Consider the following 16815-nt stretch of genomic DNA (forward strand, 5'->3'; position numbering starts at 1 on the left):
CCGGTACGTCCCTAAGGCTCTACGTCCCCAAGGTTCACGCCCCTAAGGCTCTACGCCCCTACGGTCGCCGGAGCTTGGCTCACATGTGCTCCTCGCCCATCCACCCCGTCTGGACCAGCGGCTTCCCCCGCTTGCGCGAGACGAAGACGCCGCGGCCCGCCGGCATCGGCCGCGGCCGCACGCCGCCGATGAGGTCGCCCTCGCCCGGGTCGCCCGCGAGGACGAGGCCCTGGGCGCCGAGCTCCTTCATCCGCTGGATGAACGGCTCGTACGCGGCCCGGCCGCCGCCCGCCGAGGAGCGGGCGATGATGAAGCGGACGCCGACGTCCCGTGCGAACGGGAGCAGTTCGGTGAGGCCCGAGAGCGGGTTCCCGCTCGATGTGGACACCAGGTCGTAGTCGTCGATGATCACGAAGACGTTCGGACCGCGCCACCAGCTGCGGTCCCGCAGCTGCTGCGCCGTCACCTCGGCCGTCGGCGTACGCCGCTGCATCAGGTCGGCGAGCGCGTCCATGTGATGCCCCATGGAGTTCGACATGGGGATGTACTCCGCCAGGTGCGAGGGCGGGGTCACGTCCAGCAGGGCGCGGCGGTTGTCGACGACGAAGAGCTTGCAGGAGTCGCCGTCGTAGCGCTCGGTGAGGCGCTTGATGAGCAGGCGCAGCAGGTTCGACTTGCCGGACTCGCTCTCTCCGAAGATGAGGAAGAACGGGTCCGATTCGAAGTCGAGGAACACCGGCTCCAGGTTGTCCTCGTCGAGCGCGAAGGACACGCCGCGGTCCGGGAACAGGTTCCCCGGGGGCAGCCGGTCCGCCGCGAACTCGCGCGGGAGCAGCCGCACTTCGGGGGCGCCGGGCGCCGTCCAGTGCCGCGTCACCTCGGCGGTCAGCGCCGCCGTGGCCTCGGCCAGGTCCGTGTCCGACGTCAGGCCGTCGATCCGCGGGACCGCCGCCATGAAGTGCTGCTTCTGCGGCGACTGGCCGCGGCCGGGCACGCCCGTCGGCACGTTCGCCGCGACCTTGCGGTCGAACTCGGAGTCCATCGTGTCGCCGAGCCGCAGCTCGAGGCGGTTCATGAGGTGGTCCTTCATGTTCGCCCTGACCTCCATGGACCGCGAGGCCGTGAGCACCAGGTGGATGCCATAGCCCAGGCCGCGCGCCGCGATGTCGAGCACCGCGGGCTCCAGGCCCTCGTAGTCCGCACGGAAGTTGCCCCAGCCGTCGATGACGAGGAACACGTCACCCCACGGCTGGTCGGTGACCGAGATGTCGCCGCGCGCCCTGCGGGCGCGGAAGTCGCCGATCGAGGCGATGCCCGAGGAGCGGAAGTACTCCTCGCGGCGCATCATCACGCCGTAGACCTCGGCGACCGTGCGCCGCACCTTCTCGGGGTCGAGGCGCGAGGCCACCCCGCCGACATGCGGCAGCCCGGCGACGGCCGACAGACCGCCGCCACCGAAGTCGAGCCCGTAGAACTGCACTTCGTACGGGGTGTGCGTCAGGGCGAACGACGCGATGAGTGAACGCAGCAGCGTCGACTTACCGGACTGCGGGCCGCCCAGGATCTGCATATGGCCGGCCGCACCCGAGAAGTCGCACCACAGCGGGTCGCGCCGCTGCTCGTACGGCTTGTCGACGAGGCCGGCCGGGACGATGAGCCGGCCCGCGCCCTCGTACCCCGGCTGTGTGAGCCCGCGGCCCTGCACGGCGGCGAGGCCGGGAAGGAGGCTGTCGAGCGACGGCGGGCTGTCCAGGGGCGGCAGCCACACCTGGTGGGCCGCCGGACCCTGCGCCTCGAGCCGGCGCACGATCACGTCGAGCACGGTGTCCGACAGCGCGTCATCGGTCGTGGGCGTGGCCTCGGGCCGCTGCTGGGGCACGGCCACGTACTGCACCGGCACCTCGGCCGCCGTGAACAGCACCGGTCGCCGGTCCACCGGAAGCGGTCCGCCCGCCACCGCGGCCTGCGCGGAACCGGTGCGGTAAGTCCCGGACACGTACGCCGCCTTGAAGCGGACCATTTCGTCCGTGCCGTACTTCAGGAAGCCCGAACCCGGCACGTTCGGCAGCTCGTACGCGTCGGGCACGCCGAGCGCCGCGCGGGACTCGGCGGCGGAGAACGTCCGCAGACCGATCCGGTACGAGAGGTAGGTCTCCAGGCCGCGCAGCCGGCCCTCTTCGAGGCGCTGCGAGGCGAGAAGCAGATGCACGCCCAGGGAACGGCCGATGCGGCCGATCTGCACGAACATCTCGATGAAGTCGGGCTTGGCCGTCAGCAGCTCGCTGAACTCGTCGATCACCAGGACGAGGGACGGGATCGGCTGGAGCGGGGCGCCGGCCGCGCGCGCCTTCTCGTAGTCGTGGATGTTCGCGTAGTTGCCCGCGTCGCGGAGCATCTCCTGGCGGCGGTTGAGCTCACCGCGGATGGAGTCACCCATGCGGTCGACGAGCGTCAGGTCGTCCGCGAGGTTCGTGATCACGGCCGCTACGTGCGGCATCTGCGCCATGCCCGCGAACGTCGCACCGCCCTTGAAGTCGGCGAGTACGAAGTTCAGCGTCTCGGAGGAGTGCGTGACCGCGAGGCCGAGGACGAGGGTGCGCAGGAGCTCCGACTTACCGGAACCCGTCGCACCGACACACAGGCCGTGCGGACCCATGCCCTCCTGAGCCGCTTCCTTGAGGTCGAGCATGACGGGCCGGCCGTCCTCGCCGACACCGATCGGCACGCGCAGCCGCTCCGCCTGCGAGCGCGGGCGCCAGGTCCGCTTGGTGTCCACGGACGCGGCGTCGCCGAGGCTCAGCAGATCCGTGAAGTCCAGGTTCGCGAGCAGCGGTTCGTCGTCGTCGCCGCCCGAGGCCATACGCAGCGGCGCCAACTGGCGCGCCAGCGCGTCCGCCGCCTCGTAGGAGAGCAGGTCGGGCGTGCCCTCGTAGACCACGCCGTGCGCCGACTCCAGCGTCAGGGTGCGCGGCTGCACGACGATCGAGAGGTCGCCGCGGCCGGTCGTCAGGTCGCCCGGTACGACCTCGACGACGGACACCCCCTGCAGCCCTTCGGGGCTGGCCAGCATCGACATCGGAGGCAGGGACACGCCGTCGAGCACGACGACGAGGTGCGGCTGCTCGGGGACGGGCGCCCCACCGGGATGGAAGCGCGGACGGCCCTGGAGGCGCGTGGTCAGCATCGCCTCCAGCTCCATCGGGTCGGTGGTGATCAGACGGCGGCTGCCGGCGCCGTCCGTCTGGCTCGAGGTCTGGCTGTGCGGCAGCCACTTGACCCACTCCCACTGCGGCGCGGCCTCCCGGCCCGTGGCCACGGCGATCACCAGGTCCTCGGGGGAGTGCAGCGACGCGAGAGAGGCGACGACGGCGCGGGCCGTGCCGCGCACCGTCTGCGGCTCACCGCTGACCGTCACGTGGTAGAAGGCCCGCAGTGAGACCGCCATCGGCAGGTCCTCGAGCGTGCCGTGCGCGGCGAGGAAGCGCTGCATGGCGCCCGCCGTCAGCGGCTCCAGCTCTTCCACCGGCGCGGTCTGCGGCGGCACCAGCGGAGTGGCGAGCCCCTGCGGGCCCAGGCCGACGCGCACCTGCCCGAAGTCCTCGTCGCCCGTGCGCCGTTCCCAGACGCGGCTGCCCTCGGCGACGAGCGCCCACAGCTGCTCGGGCGACGGGTGCAGGTAGTACTGCGCGTCGCGCTGCTTCCTCGCGGTCTTCGTGGCATCGCGCCGGGTTTGCGACAGATAACGCAGATAGTCGCGGCGCATGTCCGACATCTGGCCCTGCGAGCCGCGGCGGTAGCGCACCAGCATCGCGATGCCCATGGCCAGGGTCGACGCGATCATCACCATGCCCATGATCTTCATGAACGGCCCACCCTGGCCGTTGAAGAAGAAGACAACGGATCCGCCCATGCCGAGCATCGGCAGGAGCTGCATCATCACGCCTTCCTGCTGCCCGCGTGGCAGCTCGGGCGGAGGTTGCAGGACCACCTCTTCTGTGGGCACTTCAGACGGCAGCGCCCGAGGCGGGCGCTTCACGACGATGTGACTCACTTCGCACCAATTCCCTTGCCGGACCGAGGTGTTCCGTCCGCCGCCCCGTGTCAGGCGGACGTCGATCGTGATTTGCGATCCTACTGACGGTCACTGACAACGGTGGGCGGTAGGGTGCCGGAGGTGCAGTCGAGGACCGCGGATCCGCCCGGGAAACAGGGCATTTCACGCGGTCGGGAGCGAGCGGGGCCGCTAACGCCGGTCCTGGAAGCCTCGTTGACAGGCGGCGAGGACGCGCGCGAGCGACGTACACAACACCTCCACATCCGACTGCATCACCGGACACACCAACCGAGGGGGAACAGCAGGTGAGCATGACGGCTTCCGCTTCCGCGACGGCCGGCGCGACCGGCGGAGCGGGCACCGGAGCCCCTTCGGGGGCCGGCACGGGCCTCGGCTTCTGCCGCGTCACCATCGTCGCGCCCGACAGCCGGATCGATGTCGCACTGCCCGACGACGTCCCGGTCGCCGACCTCAACCCGGAGATCCTGCGGCTCTCCCAGCAGAGCCCCGCCGAGGGCGCACCGGTCGGCTACCACCTCGTACGCCGCGACGGCACCGTCCTCGACAGCGCCCGGTCCTTCGCCGCGCAGCGCATCCTCGACGGTGAGCTGCTCACCCTGCGCCCGTTCTCCGAGTCGCTGCCGCCGGCCGTCTTCGACGACGTCTCCGAAGCGGTCGCCTCGGCCGTCACGCGTGATCGCACCCTGTGGAACGGCGACCTGACCCGCGGCGCCGGACTCATCGGCGGCGGCGTCCTGCCCGCCCTCCTGGCCTTCGTCACGTGGACGGCCCAACCGCACCACGACATGAACAGCCTCCAGGGCGTCCTCGCCGCGGTGGCCGGCCTCCTCCTCGTCGTCCTCGCGGGCGTGCGCGCCCGGGTCTACGACGACCGCGGCTCGGCCATCGCCCTCGGCCTCGGCGCCCTGCCGAACGTGGCGGTGGCAGGCTCGGGCCTGCTGCCGCTGGCCGACCACCAGGGAATCGGCCGGCTCCAGTTCCTGCTGGCCTGCACGGCCGTACTGATCGCCTCCGTGGTCCTCACCCTGGTCTCGCCGGGCGGCGACGGTCCTTTCGTGGCCTTCGTCTTCGCGTCGGCCGTCGGCCTGCTCACGACCTTCATCGCCATCCTCACGGACCTGACGGCCGTGGAGACCGCCGGCCTGTGCGCGCCGCTCTCCGTAGGAGCCCTCGCCTTCCTGCCAGGCCTCTCCATGCGCTTCGCCCGCCTCCCCATCGGCTTCGAACCGCCGAGCATGGCCCGCGGCGAGTACGGCAGCGACTCCGCGAACCAGGAGCCCGTCGAGGCCGACCGCATCGCGGCCCAGGCCCGTCGCGGCCACGAGCTGCTCGTCGGCCTGGTCGGCGGCTGCGCCCTGGTGTCCGTCGGCGCCGCGGCCGTCCTCGGCTTCTCGAACGACGTCTGGGGTCAGCTCCTGGCCTTCGCCACCGGCGTCGCGATGCTGATGCGCGCCCAGCTCTTCCGCTACACCGCACAGGTCGCCTCCCTCCTCGCCGCCGGTCTGGCCTCCCTGGTCCTGCTCGGCCTCGGCCTCTCCCTCCACCCGCCGGTGGACTACCTGACCGACTTCTTCATGAAGAACGACCCCACGGCCCTCAACATCCGTACGGTCTGGCTGGTCGCGGTGATCGCGGCGGCCACCGCACTGATCACGTCGATCGGCCTGATCACGCCCCGCCGCGGAGTCACCCCCTTCTGGGGACGCTTCATGGAGATCGCGGAGACGTTCGTCCTGCTCACGCTGGTGCCGCTCACGCTCGCTGTCTTCGACGTGTACGCGAAGGCCCGCTCCATGACCAGCTGACCGGAGCCCAGCAAGGCGCCGTGGGTCCCATCGGGCCCACGGTCGGGTGCACACGAAGCGGCTGGTACGCTGTGTGACGGCCGTTTGTGTACGCGCCCTCAGGTCTCCGGTTTCCCGGGAATCTGAAGACTGCGCCCAGCGGACCTCGCCTCCCGAGTAACGGAAGCTCCCCTGAGATGTGGACCAGGGGCACTCGGTGGCCACGAAAAGACTACGAGGAGTACGCGTGTCGCTCGACGCCGCTACGAAGAAGCAGATCATCACCGAGTTCGGCCAGAAGGAGGGCGACACCGGCTCCCCCGAGGTCCAGGTCGCCATGCTGTCCCGCCGGATCTCGGACCTGACCGAGCACCTCAAGACGCACAAGCACGACCACCACTCCCGTCGTGGTCTGCTGATCCTGGTCGGCCAGCGTCGCCGCCTTCTGCAGTACCTGGCCAAGAAGGACATCCAGCGCTTCCGCGCCCTGGTCGAGCGCCTCGGCATCCGCCGCGGTGCGGCCGGCGCCCGCTAAGACGCCGTGAAGGGAGCGGTTCCCACCGACAGGGGGCCGCTCCCTTTGCTGTACGTGCGAAGTGTCACAGACGCTTTGTAGTCTGGACGCACGAACAAAAGCACCACCGCACGCATCACGCACGCATCACCCATGCATGCACCGCTTCGATGCACCGCACCCAGTTGCACCGCATCACCGCGACGCATCGCCGCACGAGGAGAAGCGCACCCTCGCCGCCGCCGGTCCTCGGTAGTGGCCCCCGGGAGACGGATCCCGTCCACCCCGGGTGCTTCGATCGAAGACCGGCCCGCACACAAGGCGCGCTTCTCCGGCCCCGTCCCTCCGCCACACGGGCGGAACGGGACAAAAGACGAAAAGTAACGGAGAAAACGCTAGTGGAGAACGAGACCCACTACGCCGAGGCCGTCATTGACAACGGCACCTTCGGCACCCGCACCATCCGCTTCGAGACGGGCCGTCTGGCCCGTCAGGCCGCCGGCTCCGCCGTGGCGTACCTGGACGACGACACCATGGTGCTGTCGGCCACGAGCGCCGGTAAGAAGCCCAAGGACCAGCTCGACTTCTTCCCCCTGACGGTGGACGTCGAGGAGCGGATGTACGCAGCCGGCAAGATCCCCGGCTCCTTCTTCCGCCGTGAGGGCCGTCCCTCCGAGGACGCGGTCCTGACCTGCCGCCTCATCGACCGCCCGCTGCGTCCGTCCTTCAAGAAGGGCCTTCGCAACGAGATCCAGGTCGTCGAGACGGTCATGGCGCTCAACCCCGACCACCTGTACGACGTGGTCGCCATCAACGCCGCCTCCTGCTCCACGCAGCTGGCCGGCCTGCCCTTCTCCGGCCCGATCGGCGGCACCCGCGTCGCCCTGATCAACGGCCAGTGGGTCGCGTTCCCGACGCACACCGAGCTCGAGGATGCCGTCTTCGACATGGTCGTCGCCGGTCGTGTCCTGGAGGACGGCGACGTCGCGATCATGATGGTCGAGGCCGAGGCCACCGAGAGGACCATCGAGCTCGTCAAGGGCGGCGCCCAGGCGCCGACCGAAGAGGTCGTCGCCGCCGGTCTCGAGGCCGCGAAGCCCTTCATCAAGGTCCTCTGCAAGGCTCAGGCGGAGCTGGCTGCCAAGGCCGCCAAGCCGACCGGCGAGTTCCCGATCTTCCTCGACTTCGAGGACGACGTGCTCGAGGCCCTCACGGCCGCCGTCAAGACCGAGCTGGCCCAGGCGCTCACCATCGCCGGCAAGCAGGACCGCGAGGCCGAGCTGGACCGCGTCAAGGCGCTGGCCGCCGAGAAGCTGCTCCCGCAGTTCGAGGGCCGCGAGAAGGAGATCTCGGCGGCGTACCGCGCGCTGACGAAGTCCCTGGTCCGCGAGCGCGTCATCAAGGACAAGGTCCGCATCGACGGCCGCGGCGTCACGGACATCCGTACGCTCGCCGCCGAGGTCGAGGCCATCCCGCGCGTGCACGGCTCGGCGCTCTTCGAGCGTGGCGAGACCCAGATCCTGGGCGTCACCACCCTCAACATGCTCCGCATGGAGCAGCAGCTGGACACCCTTTCCCCGGTGACCCGCAAGCGCTACATGCACAACTACAACTTCCCGCCCTACTCGGTCGGCGAGACGGGCCGCGTCGGCGCTCCGAAGCGCCGCGAGATCGGCCACGGCGCGCTCGCCGAGCGCGCCATCGTGCCGGTCCTGCCGACGCGCGAGGAGTTCCCGTACGCGATCCGTCAGGTCTCCGAGGCCCTCGGTTCCAACGGCTCGACGTCCATGGGCTCGGTCTGCGCCTCCACCATGTCGCTGCTGAACGCCGGTGTGCCGCTGAAGGCCCCCGTCGCCGGTATCGCCATGGGCCTGATCTCCCAGGAGATCAAGGGCGAGACGCACTACGTCGCCCTCACCGACATCCTCGGTGCGGAGGACGCCTTCGGTGACATGGACTTCAAGGTCGCCGGCACCAAGGACTTCGTCACCGCTCTCCAGCTCGACACCAAGCTGGACGGCATCCCGGCCTCCGTCCTGGCCGCGGCCCTCAAGCAGGCCCGCGACGCCCGCCTCCACATCCTCGACGTGATGATGGAAGCGATCGACACGCCGGACGAGATGTCCCCGAACGCCCCGCGGATCATCACGGTCAAGATCCCCGTGGACAAGATCGGTGAGGTCATCGGCCCGAAGGGCAAGATGATCAACCAGATCCAGGAGGACACCGGCGCCGACATCACGATCGAGGACGACGGCACCATCTACATCGGTGCCCAGCAGGGCTCGCAGGCCGAGGCCGCGCGCGCCACGATCAACTCGATCGCCAACCCGACCATGCCGGAGGTCGGCGAGCGCTACCTGGGCACCGTCGTGAAGACGACGACCTTCGGTGCGTTCGTGTCCCTGCTCCCGGGCAAGGACGGCCTGCTGCACATCTCGCAGATCCGCAAGCTGGCCGGCGGCAAGCGCGTGGAGAACGTCGAGGACGTTCTCGGCGTGGGCAGCAAGGTCCAGGTCGAGATCGCCGAGATCGACTCCCGCGGCAAGCTCTCCCTCATCCCCGTCGTCGAGGGCGAAGAGGGCGACGAGGCGAAGGACGACACCGACAAGTGACGTCCCGTAGCTCCAAGGCGACGGCCCGCACCTCCTCGGAGGCGCGGGCCGTCGCCCGTACCCAAACCCTGATCAAGGGCGAGAACGGCATCGGTACAGTCCGCAGGACCACCCTCCCGGGCGGCCTGCGCATCGTCACCGAGACGCTGCCCTCCGTACGCTCCGCGACCTTCGGTATCTGGGCGAACGTCGGGTCCCGCGACGAGACGCCCACGCTGAACGGCGCGACGCACTATCTCGAGCACCTCCTCTTCAAGGGCACCTCCCGCCGGAGCGCCCTCGACATCTCCTCCACGATCGACGCGGTCGGCGGCGAGATGAACGCCTTCACGGCGAAGGAATACACGTGCTACTACGCGCGCGTGCTCGACACCGACCTCCCCCTCGCGATCGACGTCGTCTGCGACATGCTGACCGGCTCCCTCATCGAGGAGGCGGACGTCGACGCCGAGCGCGGCGTCATCCTCGAAGAGATCGCCATGACGGAGGACGACCCGGGCGACTGCGTGCACGACCTGTTCGCGCACACCATGCTCGGCGACTCCCCGCTCGGCCGCCCGGTGCTCGGCACGGTCGACACGATCAACGCGCTGAACCGCGGCCAGATCGCCCGCTTCTACAAGAAGCACTACGACCCGACGCACCTCGTCGTCGCGGCCGCGGGCAACGTCGACCACAACAAGGTCGTACGCCAGGTGCGGGCCGCCTTCGAGAAGGCCGGCGCTCTCACCCGCACCGACGCCGTCCCCATGGCCCCGCGCGAGGGCCGCAAGCCCCTGCGCGCGGCCGGCCGCATGGAGCTCCTCGGCCGCAAGACCGAGCAGGCCCACGTCATCCTCGGCATGCCGGGCCTCGCCCGCACCGACGAGCGTCGCTGGGCCATGGGCGTCCTCAACACCGCCCTGGGCGGCGGCATGTCGTCCCGCCTCTTCCAGGAGGTCAGGGAGAAGCGCGGCCTTGCCTACAGCGTCTACTCGTACACGTCCGGCTTCGCGGACTGCGGCCTCTTCGGGGTGTACGCGGGATGCAGGCCGAGCCAGGTCCACGACGTGCTGAAGATCTGCCGCGACGAGCTCGACCACGTCGCGGAGCACGGTCTGTCCGACGACGAGATCGGCCGCGCCATCGGCCAGCTCTCCGGCTCCACCGTCCTCGGCCTCGAGGACACCGGCGCGCTCATGAACCGCATCGGCAAGAGCGAGCTCTGCTGGGGCGAGCAGATGTCCGTCAGCGACATGCTGGAGGAGATCGCCTCGGTGACCCCCGACGAGGTGCGCGCGGTGGCCCGCGACATCCTGGGGCAGCGCCCCTCGCTGTCGGTCATCGGCCCGCTCAAGGACAAGCAGGCGGCGCGCCTGCACGAAGCGGTGGCCTAGCCCACCCGTTCGCAACTCGCGTAAGGAACGAACAAGATGAGCAAGCTGCGCGTGGCGGTCCTCGGCGCCGGGGGCCGCATCGGCTCCGAGGCCGTACGGGCCGTCGAGGCCGCCGACGACATGGAACTGGTCGCGGCCCTCGGCCGGGGCGACAAGCTGGAGACCCTCACGGAGTCCGGCGCCCAGGTCGCGGTCGAACTGACCACGCCCGACTCGGTGATGGACAACCTCGACTTCTGCGTAGGCCACGGCATCCACGCCGTGGTCGGCACCACCGGCTGGACCGACGACCGCCTCGCCCAGCTCACCACCTGGCTCGCGGACTCCCCGCGGACCGGTGTGCTCATCGCCCCGAACTTCTCCATCGGGGCCGTCCTCACCATGAAGTTCGCCGAGGCCGCGGCGCCGTACTTCGAGTCGGTCGAGGTCATCGAGCTGCACCACCCGAAGAAGGTGGACGCGCCCAGCGGCACGGCCGCCCGTACGGCGCAGCTCATCGCGGCGGCCCGGGTGAAGGCCGGCAGCGCCCCGCAGCCGGACGCCACGGCCACCGCTCTCGACGGCGCCCGCGGCGCGGACGTCGACGGCGTCCCGGTCCACTCCGTGCGCATGCGCGGCCTCCTCGCCCACCAGGAGGTCCTCCTGGGCGGCGAGGGCGAGACGCTGACCATCCGCCACGACTCGCTCCACCACAGCAGCTTCATGCCGGGCATCCTGCTCGGCGCCCGCCGTGTCGTGACCACTCCCGGCCTCACCTTCGGCCTGGAACACTTCCTCGACCTGAACGTCTGACGGATCTCATGCGCGCAAAGCTCACCTACCTCGTCACCGCCCTCGTCCTGGTCTTCTACTTCGTGCTGGTCGGCAGCCGCGGCCTGATGCTCATCGAGCAGGGCACCCTGCTCACCGTCACGTTCGGCGTGGCCGTGCTGATCCTGCCGGTGATCGGCCTCTGGTTCCTCTGGGCCAACACCCAGTTCGTCCGTAAGGCCAACCGCCTCGCAGACCTCCTGGAGGCCGAGGGCGGCCTGCCCGTGGACGAGCTGCGCCGCGACGAGTACGGCCGCATCGACCGCGACTCCGCCGACGAGGTCTTCACCCGGCGCAAGGCGGAGACCGAGGACACCCCGGGGGACTGGCGCTGCTGGTTCCGCCTCGCCGTGGCCTACCGGGACGCCCGGGACACCCCGCGCGCCCGCAAGGCGATGCAGCGCGCCATCGCCCTCCAGGAGGGCAGGACGGTCAGTGCCTGAGGACGGGTGAGTCCCGAGGACGCGTGAAAGGCCGCGCCGGTGTTCCGGCGCGGCCTTTCACGTATGCCTGGATCAGGCGTGGTGCGGCCGGTACTCCTCGGCCCACACCTCGATGGTGTCCGAGGCCCGGTCGAAGGCCTCGGACCGCGCGAGGAAGTCCGCGCCGTGACTCGTGACCAGGGCGAAGCTCTCATCGGCGCGGTCCCGCCGTACGAGGAGCAGCGCCTGCCCCTGCACCGTGCGAGGGAGTCCGAGCCAGCGGACCGGCTGCTGGACCGTACGGACCGTCACGACCTGGGCCCACGGGACCGTCTGGGTCTGGAAGAAGGCCACACGGCGCAGGCCGTGCGCGCTCACCCACGTACCCACCCGCAGCAGCCGCAGGGCCGCGCCGATGATGAGCAACGCGAGGAGACCGCACAGCGCGCCCCCGCCGAGACCACCCGTGAAGGCGATGATCACCGCGGCGACCATGACGTACGAGGAGAGCAGCAGGAGCAGTGCGGCGAATCCCACGCGCCACGGCCCCGGCCGGTAGGGACGCCGCCATTGATCGCGATCGTCGAACGGCAGCGCGACGTCGTCGGCCGCCTCGTCAAAAGCGCGGTCGGCCGTCAGGAAGGGCAGGGGCACGACTGGTCCTCACTCAATCCACGCTGTATTCGGGCTGTGCCCGGTGAGGCTACCTAGGCGTGCTCCCACCTTCCACCTCCGGGGGGCCGGACGGGGGCGGGTCGTCAGCGGCCGTCGGACGCTTCGGACTGCTGCGTGTGTGCCGGTGCCTGACCGGACGACAAGGCGGGCATCCCCAGGAGCAGGGCGCCCACGAGCCCGGCGACGACGGTGAGACCGACCAGTGAGCGACCGGCGATCTGGCCGGCCGACGCGCGTTCGCGCGGGGGCGGAGTGACGTTACTGCGGAACTTGTCGGCCTCGGCGATGAAGGCGAACGGAACCGGCTCGCTGGGGGACCCTCCCGGCGGTAGCTGGGGGCGGAACATGGGCGCTGCTTCTCCTCGTCAAGATCGAAACGTTCGGATCATGGAACGGCTCCGGCCATCGAATGGGGTCGGGGCGCCGAGAGCGGCGAACGAACCGCCCCGTTACCCATACAGACGCACGGATGCCCCAAAAGGTGCCCTGTTTCGCCGAATTAACAGAAGTTCGGCGATGTTCGGATCGGAATGTCGCGAGGCACGACCGAATGCCCCGTTGTCATAGCCTGCCCGTAGAGTGGGCGCCGCCCGAGCGAAGTGATGGAAGGACCCCTCGAACCGTGACCGAAACCCCTGCTGACGACCTCAAGCCGACCTTCCGCGGCGACGTGACGGTCGAGCTGGTCAAGCACACCGCGAGCGACACCGACGTTCTGTTCGCCGCCCGCGTCTCCACCGCGGGTGAGCAGTCCCTCGACGAGCTGACCAAGGACCCGGAGCGTTCCAAGGGCCTGATCAACTTCCTGATGCGGGACCGTCACGGCAGCCCCTTCGAGCACAACTCGATGACGTTCTTCATCAACGCCCCGATCTTCGTGTTCCGCGAGTTCATGCGACACCGCGCGGGCTGGTCGTACAACGAGGAATCGGGCCGCTACAGGGAGCTCCAGCCGGTCTTCTACGTCCCGGAGGCCTCCCGCAAGCTGGTGCAGCAGGGCCGCCCCGGCAAGTACCAGTTCGTCGAGGGCACGCAGGGCCAGCAGGAGCTCACCGGCCGCGTGATGGAGGACTCGTACCGCCAGGCCTACGAGGCGTACCAGGAGATGCTCGCCGCCGGCGTCGCCCGCGAAGTGGCCCGTTCGGTCCTCCCGGTCGGCCTTTTCTCCTCGATGTACGCGACGTGCAACGCGCGCTCCCTGATGCACTTCCTCGGCCTGCGCACCCAGCACGAGCTGGCCAAGGTCCCGTCCTTCCCGCAGCGGGAGATCGAGATGGTCGGCGAGAAGATGGAGGCGGAGTGGGCCAAGCTCATGCCGCTCACCTACGCGGCGTTCAACGGGAACGGCCGGGTCGCGCCGTAGCCGAGGAAGCGTGAATACGGCACTGATGTGCGGTTCAGCCGTGTGAAGTGTCCGTATTGCGGCATTTCGGAAAGTTCATCTAGCCTGATCAAACGGACCCGGCACTGCTTGAACCCCCGAGCAGGCAGTGCCGGGATCCTTCCGCACCACACCCCCTGGTATCCCCCGAGGGGGGACCGCGCGCTGAGCAGCGAGTAGCGTATTACCCATGGCTCCGACCTCCACTCCGCAGACCCCCTTCGGGCGGGTCCTCACCGCCATGGTCACGCCGTTCGCGGCGGACGGCGCACTTGACCTCGACGGCGCGCAGCGACTCGCCACCCACCTGGTGGACGCAGGCAACGACGGACTCGTCGTGAACGGCACCACCGGCGAGTCCCCGACCACCAGCGACGCGGAGAAAACGGACCTCGTACGAGCCGTGCGAGAAGCGGTCGGCGACCGCGCCCACGTCATCGCCGGCGTCGGTACGAACGACACCCGCCACAGCATCGAGCTCGCCCGCGCCGCCGAAAAGGCCGGAGCGCACGGCCTGCTCACCGTGACGCCGTACTACAACAAGCCCCCGCAGGAAGGCCTCCTGCGGCACTTCACCGCGATCGCCGACGCCACCGAACTGCCGGTGATGCTGTACGACATCCCGGGCCGCAGCGGCGTACCCATCAACACCGAGACGATCGTCCGCCTCGCCGAGCACCCGCGCATCGTCGCCAACAAGGACGCCAAGGGCGACCTCGGCCGCGCCAGCTGGGCCATCGCCCGCTCCGGCCTCGCCTGGTACTCCGGCGACGACATGCTCAACCTGCCGCTGCTCTCCGTGGGCGCGGTCGGCTTCGTCTCCGTTGTCGGCCACGTCGTCACCCCCGACCTGCGCGCCATGCTCGACGCGTTCGTCAGCGGCGACGTACAGAAGGCCACCGAGATCCACCAGAAGCTGCTCCCGGTCTTCACCGGCATGTTCCGCACGCAGGGCGTCATCACGACCAAGGCGGCACTCGCCCTCCAGGGCCAGCCCGCCGGTCCGCTGCGCCTGCCCCTCGTGGAGCTGACGCCCGACGAGACCGCCCAGCTCAAGATCGATCTCGCCGCCGGCGGGGTACAGCTCTAAACACAGACTTCACAACTGAATACGCACGACCGCGGGACACAGCTCCCGCACCCACACAAGACAACTGCTACTGCACGAACGTCACGCGCGCCACGTGCCTAACAGGTACGTGGCGCGCGTGGTGAGGAGAGTCTTTTGAGTCATCCGCATCCTGAACTCGGCGCCCCGCCGAAGCTCCCGAAGGGCGGCCTGCGCGTCACCCCGCTCGGTGGCCTCGGTGAGATCGGCCGCAACATGACGGTCTTCGAGTACGACGGCCGCCTGCTCATCGTCGACTGCGGCGTGCTCTTCCCCGAGGAGGAGCAGCCCGGCATCGACCTGATCCTGCCGGACTTCACGTCCATCAGGGACCGCCTCGACGACATCGACGGCATCGTGCTCACGCACGGCCACGAGGACCACATCGGCGGCGTCCCGTACCTCCTGCGCGAGAAGCCGGACATCCCGCTGATCGGCTCCAAGCTGACGCTCGCCCTCATCGAGGCGAAGCTCCAGGAGCACCGCATCCGCCCGTACACGCTCGAGGTCGCCGAGGGCGACCGCGAACGTCTGGGCCCCTTCGACTGCCAGTTCGTGGCGGTCAACCACTCCATCCCGGACGCGCTCGCGGTCGCCATCCGCACGCCCGCGGGCATGGTGGTCCACACCGGCGACTTCAAGATGGACCAGCTCCCGCTGGACCGCCGCCTCACCGACCTCCCCACGTTCGCCAAGCTCGGCGAGGAAGGCATCGACCTTCTCCTCACCGACTCGACGAACGCCGAGGTCCCGGGCTTCGTCCCGCCCGAGCGCGACATCTCGAACGTGATCCGCGGCGTCTTCGCGGGCGCTCAGAAGCGCATCATCGTCGCCTCCTTCGCCAGCCATGTGCACCGCATCCAGCAGATCCTGGACGCCGCCCACGAGTACGGCCGCCGGGTCGCCTTCGTCGGCCGCTCGATGGTGCGCAACATGGGCATCGCCCGTGACCTCGGCTACCTGAAGGTCCCGCCGGGCCTGGTCGTGGACGTCAAGACGCTCGACGACCTCCCGGACAACGAGATCGTCCTGGTCTGCACGGGCTCCCAGGGCGAGCCGATGGCGGCCCTCTCCCGGATGGCCAACCGCGACCACCAGATCCGGATCGTCTCCGGCGACACGGTGATCCTGGCGTCGTCCCTGATCCCGGGCAACGAGAACGCGGTCTACCGCGTCATCAACGGCCTGACCCGCTGGGGCGCGAACGTCGTCCACAAGGGCAACGCCAAGGTCCACGTCTCGGGCCACGCCTCGGCCGGTGAGCTGCTGTACTTCTACAACATCTGCAAGCCGAAGAACCTGATGCCGGTCCACGGCGAATGGCGCCACCTGCGCGCCAACGCCGAGCTCGGCGCCCTCACCGGCGTCCCGCACGACCGCATCGTGATCGCCGAGGACGGCGTCGTCGTCGACCTCGTCGGCGGCAAGGCCAGGATCGTCGGCAAGGTCCAGGCCGGTTACGTCTATGTGGACGGCCTCTCGGTCGGCGACGTCGGCGAACCCGCGCTCAAGGACCGCAAGATCCTCGGCGACGAGGGCATCATCTCGGTCTTCGTGGTGGTGGACTCCAGCACCGGCAAGATCACCAGCGGTCCGACCATCCAGGCGCGTGGTTCCGGCATCGACGACTCGGCGTTCAGTGCCGTCATGCCGCGGATCCAGGAAGTCCTGGACAAGTCGGCCCAGGACGGTGTCGTCGAACCCCACCAGCTGCAGCAACTCATCCGCCGCACGCTGGGCAAGTGGGTCTCCGACACCTACCGCCGGCGCCCGATGATCCTCCCGGTCGTCGTAGAGGTCTGAAGCACCTGAGGAGCGGGGCGACTCGATTTGCATCGGGGCGCCCCGCTCCAGTAGGTTTACGGCTCCGCCCGAGGGGAAACCGGCGCACTCACGTGCCCGATCCAAACTCCCCGAGTGGGCCGGAAATTCCGACTCAGAATCTCTGATAAAGTCGGAGCCGCCGGAAAGGGAAACGCGGAAAGCCGAAAGGCTGGAGCGGAAACCTGAAAGGCACCGAGGAAATCGGATCGGAAAGATCTGATAGAGTCGGAA

The 16815-nt window shown here is 69.5% G+C and carries 12 protein-coding genes; 9 read left to right on the top strand and 3 right to left on the bottom strand.

All coding sequences use genetic code 11. The features are described from left to right. Positions 1–79 precede the first annotated feature (79 nt). Positions 80–4051 carry a type VII secretion protein EccCa gene (eccCa, locus tag ACIPWY_RS24440; RefSeq protein WP_362908634.1) on the bottom strand — a complete coding sequence of 1324 codons (3972 nt, stop codon included), beginning with the start codon at positions 4049–4051 and terminating at the stop codon, positions 80–82. Between the two features lie 314 nt (positions 4052–4365). Between eccCa and eccD the strand changes: the two genes are divergently transcribed. From eccD to ACIPWY_RS24470, 6 genes are all read left to right on the top strand, one after another. Then, positions 4366–5880: a type VII secretion integral membrane protein EccD gene (gene eccD / locus ACIPWY_RS24445; protein ID WP_393705108.1), complete on the top strand. Its 1515-nt coding sequence runs from the start codon at positions 4366–4368 to the stop codon at positions 5878–5880. 226 nt (positions 5881–6106) lie between these two features. Beyond that, positions 6107–6394, top strand: a complete 288-nt coding sequence (gene rpsO / locus ACIPWY_RS24450) for a 30S ribosomal protein S15 (protein WP_100595166.1) — start codon at positions 6107–6109, stop codon at positions 6392–6394. A gap of 377 nt (positions 6395–6771) precedes the next feature. Further along, a complete protein-coding gene (locus ACIPWY_RS24455; protein ID WP_362908632.1) occupies positions 6772–8988 on the top strand; it encodes a polyribonucleotide nucleotidyltransferase in 2217 nt (738 codons plus the stop codon). Next, on the top strand, positions 8985–10364 hold the full coding sequence (locus tag ACIPWY_RS24460) for a pitrilysin family protein (RefSeq protein WP_362908631.1): 1380 nt from the start codon (positions 8985–8987) through the stop codon (positions 10362–10364). The genes ACIPWY_RS24455 and ACIPWY_RS24460 overlap by 4 nt, the downstream gene beginning before the upstream one ends. A 36-nt stretch (positions 10365–10400) precedes the next feature. Next, positions 10401–11156, top strand: coding sequence for a 4-hydroxy-tetrahydrodipicolinate reductase (gene dapB / locus ACIPWY_RS24465; protein WP_362908630.1), 756 nt, complete (start codon positions 10401–10403; stop codon positions 11154–11156). A gap of 8 nt (positions 11157–11164) precedes the next feature. After that, positions 11165–11617 (top strand): tetratricopeptide repeat protein, encoded by a 453-nt coding sequence (locus ACIPWY_RS24470; protein WP_362908629.1) that lies wholly within the window; start codon positions 11165–11167, stop codon positions 11615–11617. 72 nt (positions 11618–11689) lie between these two features. On the opposite strand, the gene ACIPWY_RS24475 is transcribed toward ACIPWY_RS24470, so the two are convergent. Further along, positions 11690–12250 (bottom strand): hypothetical protein, encoded by a 561-nt coding sequence (locus ACIPWY_RS24475; RefSeq protein WP_393705112.1) that lies wholly within the window; start codon positions 12248–12250, stop codon positions 11690–11692. Positions 12251–12354: 104 nt separating this feature from the next. Continuing rightward, positions 12355–12618, bottom strand: coding sequence for a hypothetical protein (locus tag ACIPWY_RS24480; protein WP_362908627.1), 264 nt, complete (start codon positions 12616–12618; stop codon positions 12355–12357). 275 nt (positions 12619–12893) lie between these two features. Here ACIPWY_RS24480 and thyX point away from each other — a divergent pair, with 275 nt between their 5' ends. The 3 genes from thyX to ACIPWY_RS24495 all read left to right on the top strand — a co-directional run bounded on the left by thyX (position 12894) and on the right by ACIPWY_RS24495 (position 16563). Beyond that, positions 12894–13634 (top strand): FAD-dependent thymidylate synthase, encoded by a 741-nt coding sequence (gene thyX, locus ACIPWY_RS24485; protein ID WP_100595173.1) that lies wholly within the window; start codon positions 12894–12896, stop codon positions 13632–13634. A gap of 208 nt (positions 13635–13842) precedes the next feature. Continuing rightward, entirely contained in the window at positions 13843–14742 is a 900-nt protein-coding gene (dapA, locus tag ACIPWY_RS24490) for a 4-hydroxy-tetrahydrodipicolinate synthase (RefSeq protein WP_362908626.1), read from the top strand. 135 nt (positions 14743–14877) lie between these two features. Further along, positions 14878–16563, top strand: a complete 1686-nt coding sequence (locus ACIPWY_RS24495) for a ribonuclease J (protein WP_362908625.1) — start codon at positions 14878–14880, stop codon at positions 16561–16563. Positions 16564–16815: the final 252 nt, after the last annotated feature.

This window comes from Streptomyces sp. NPDC090032, from assembly GCF_044748025.1.
In the GTDB taxonomy this organism is placed as follows: Bacteria; Actinomycetota; Actinomycetes; order Streptomycetales; family Streptomycetaceae; genus Streptomyces.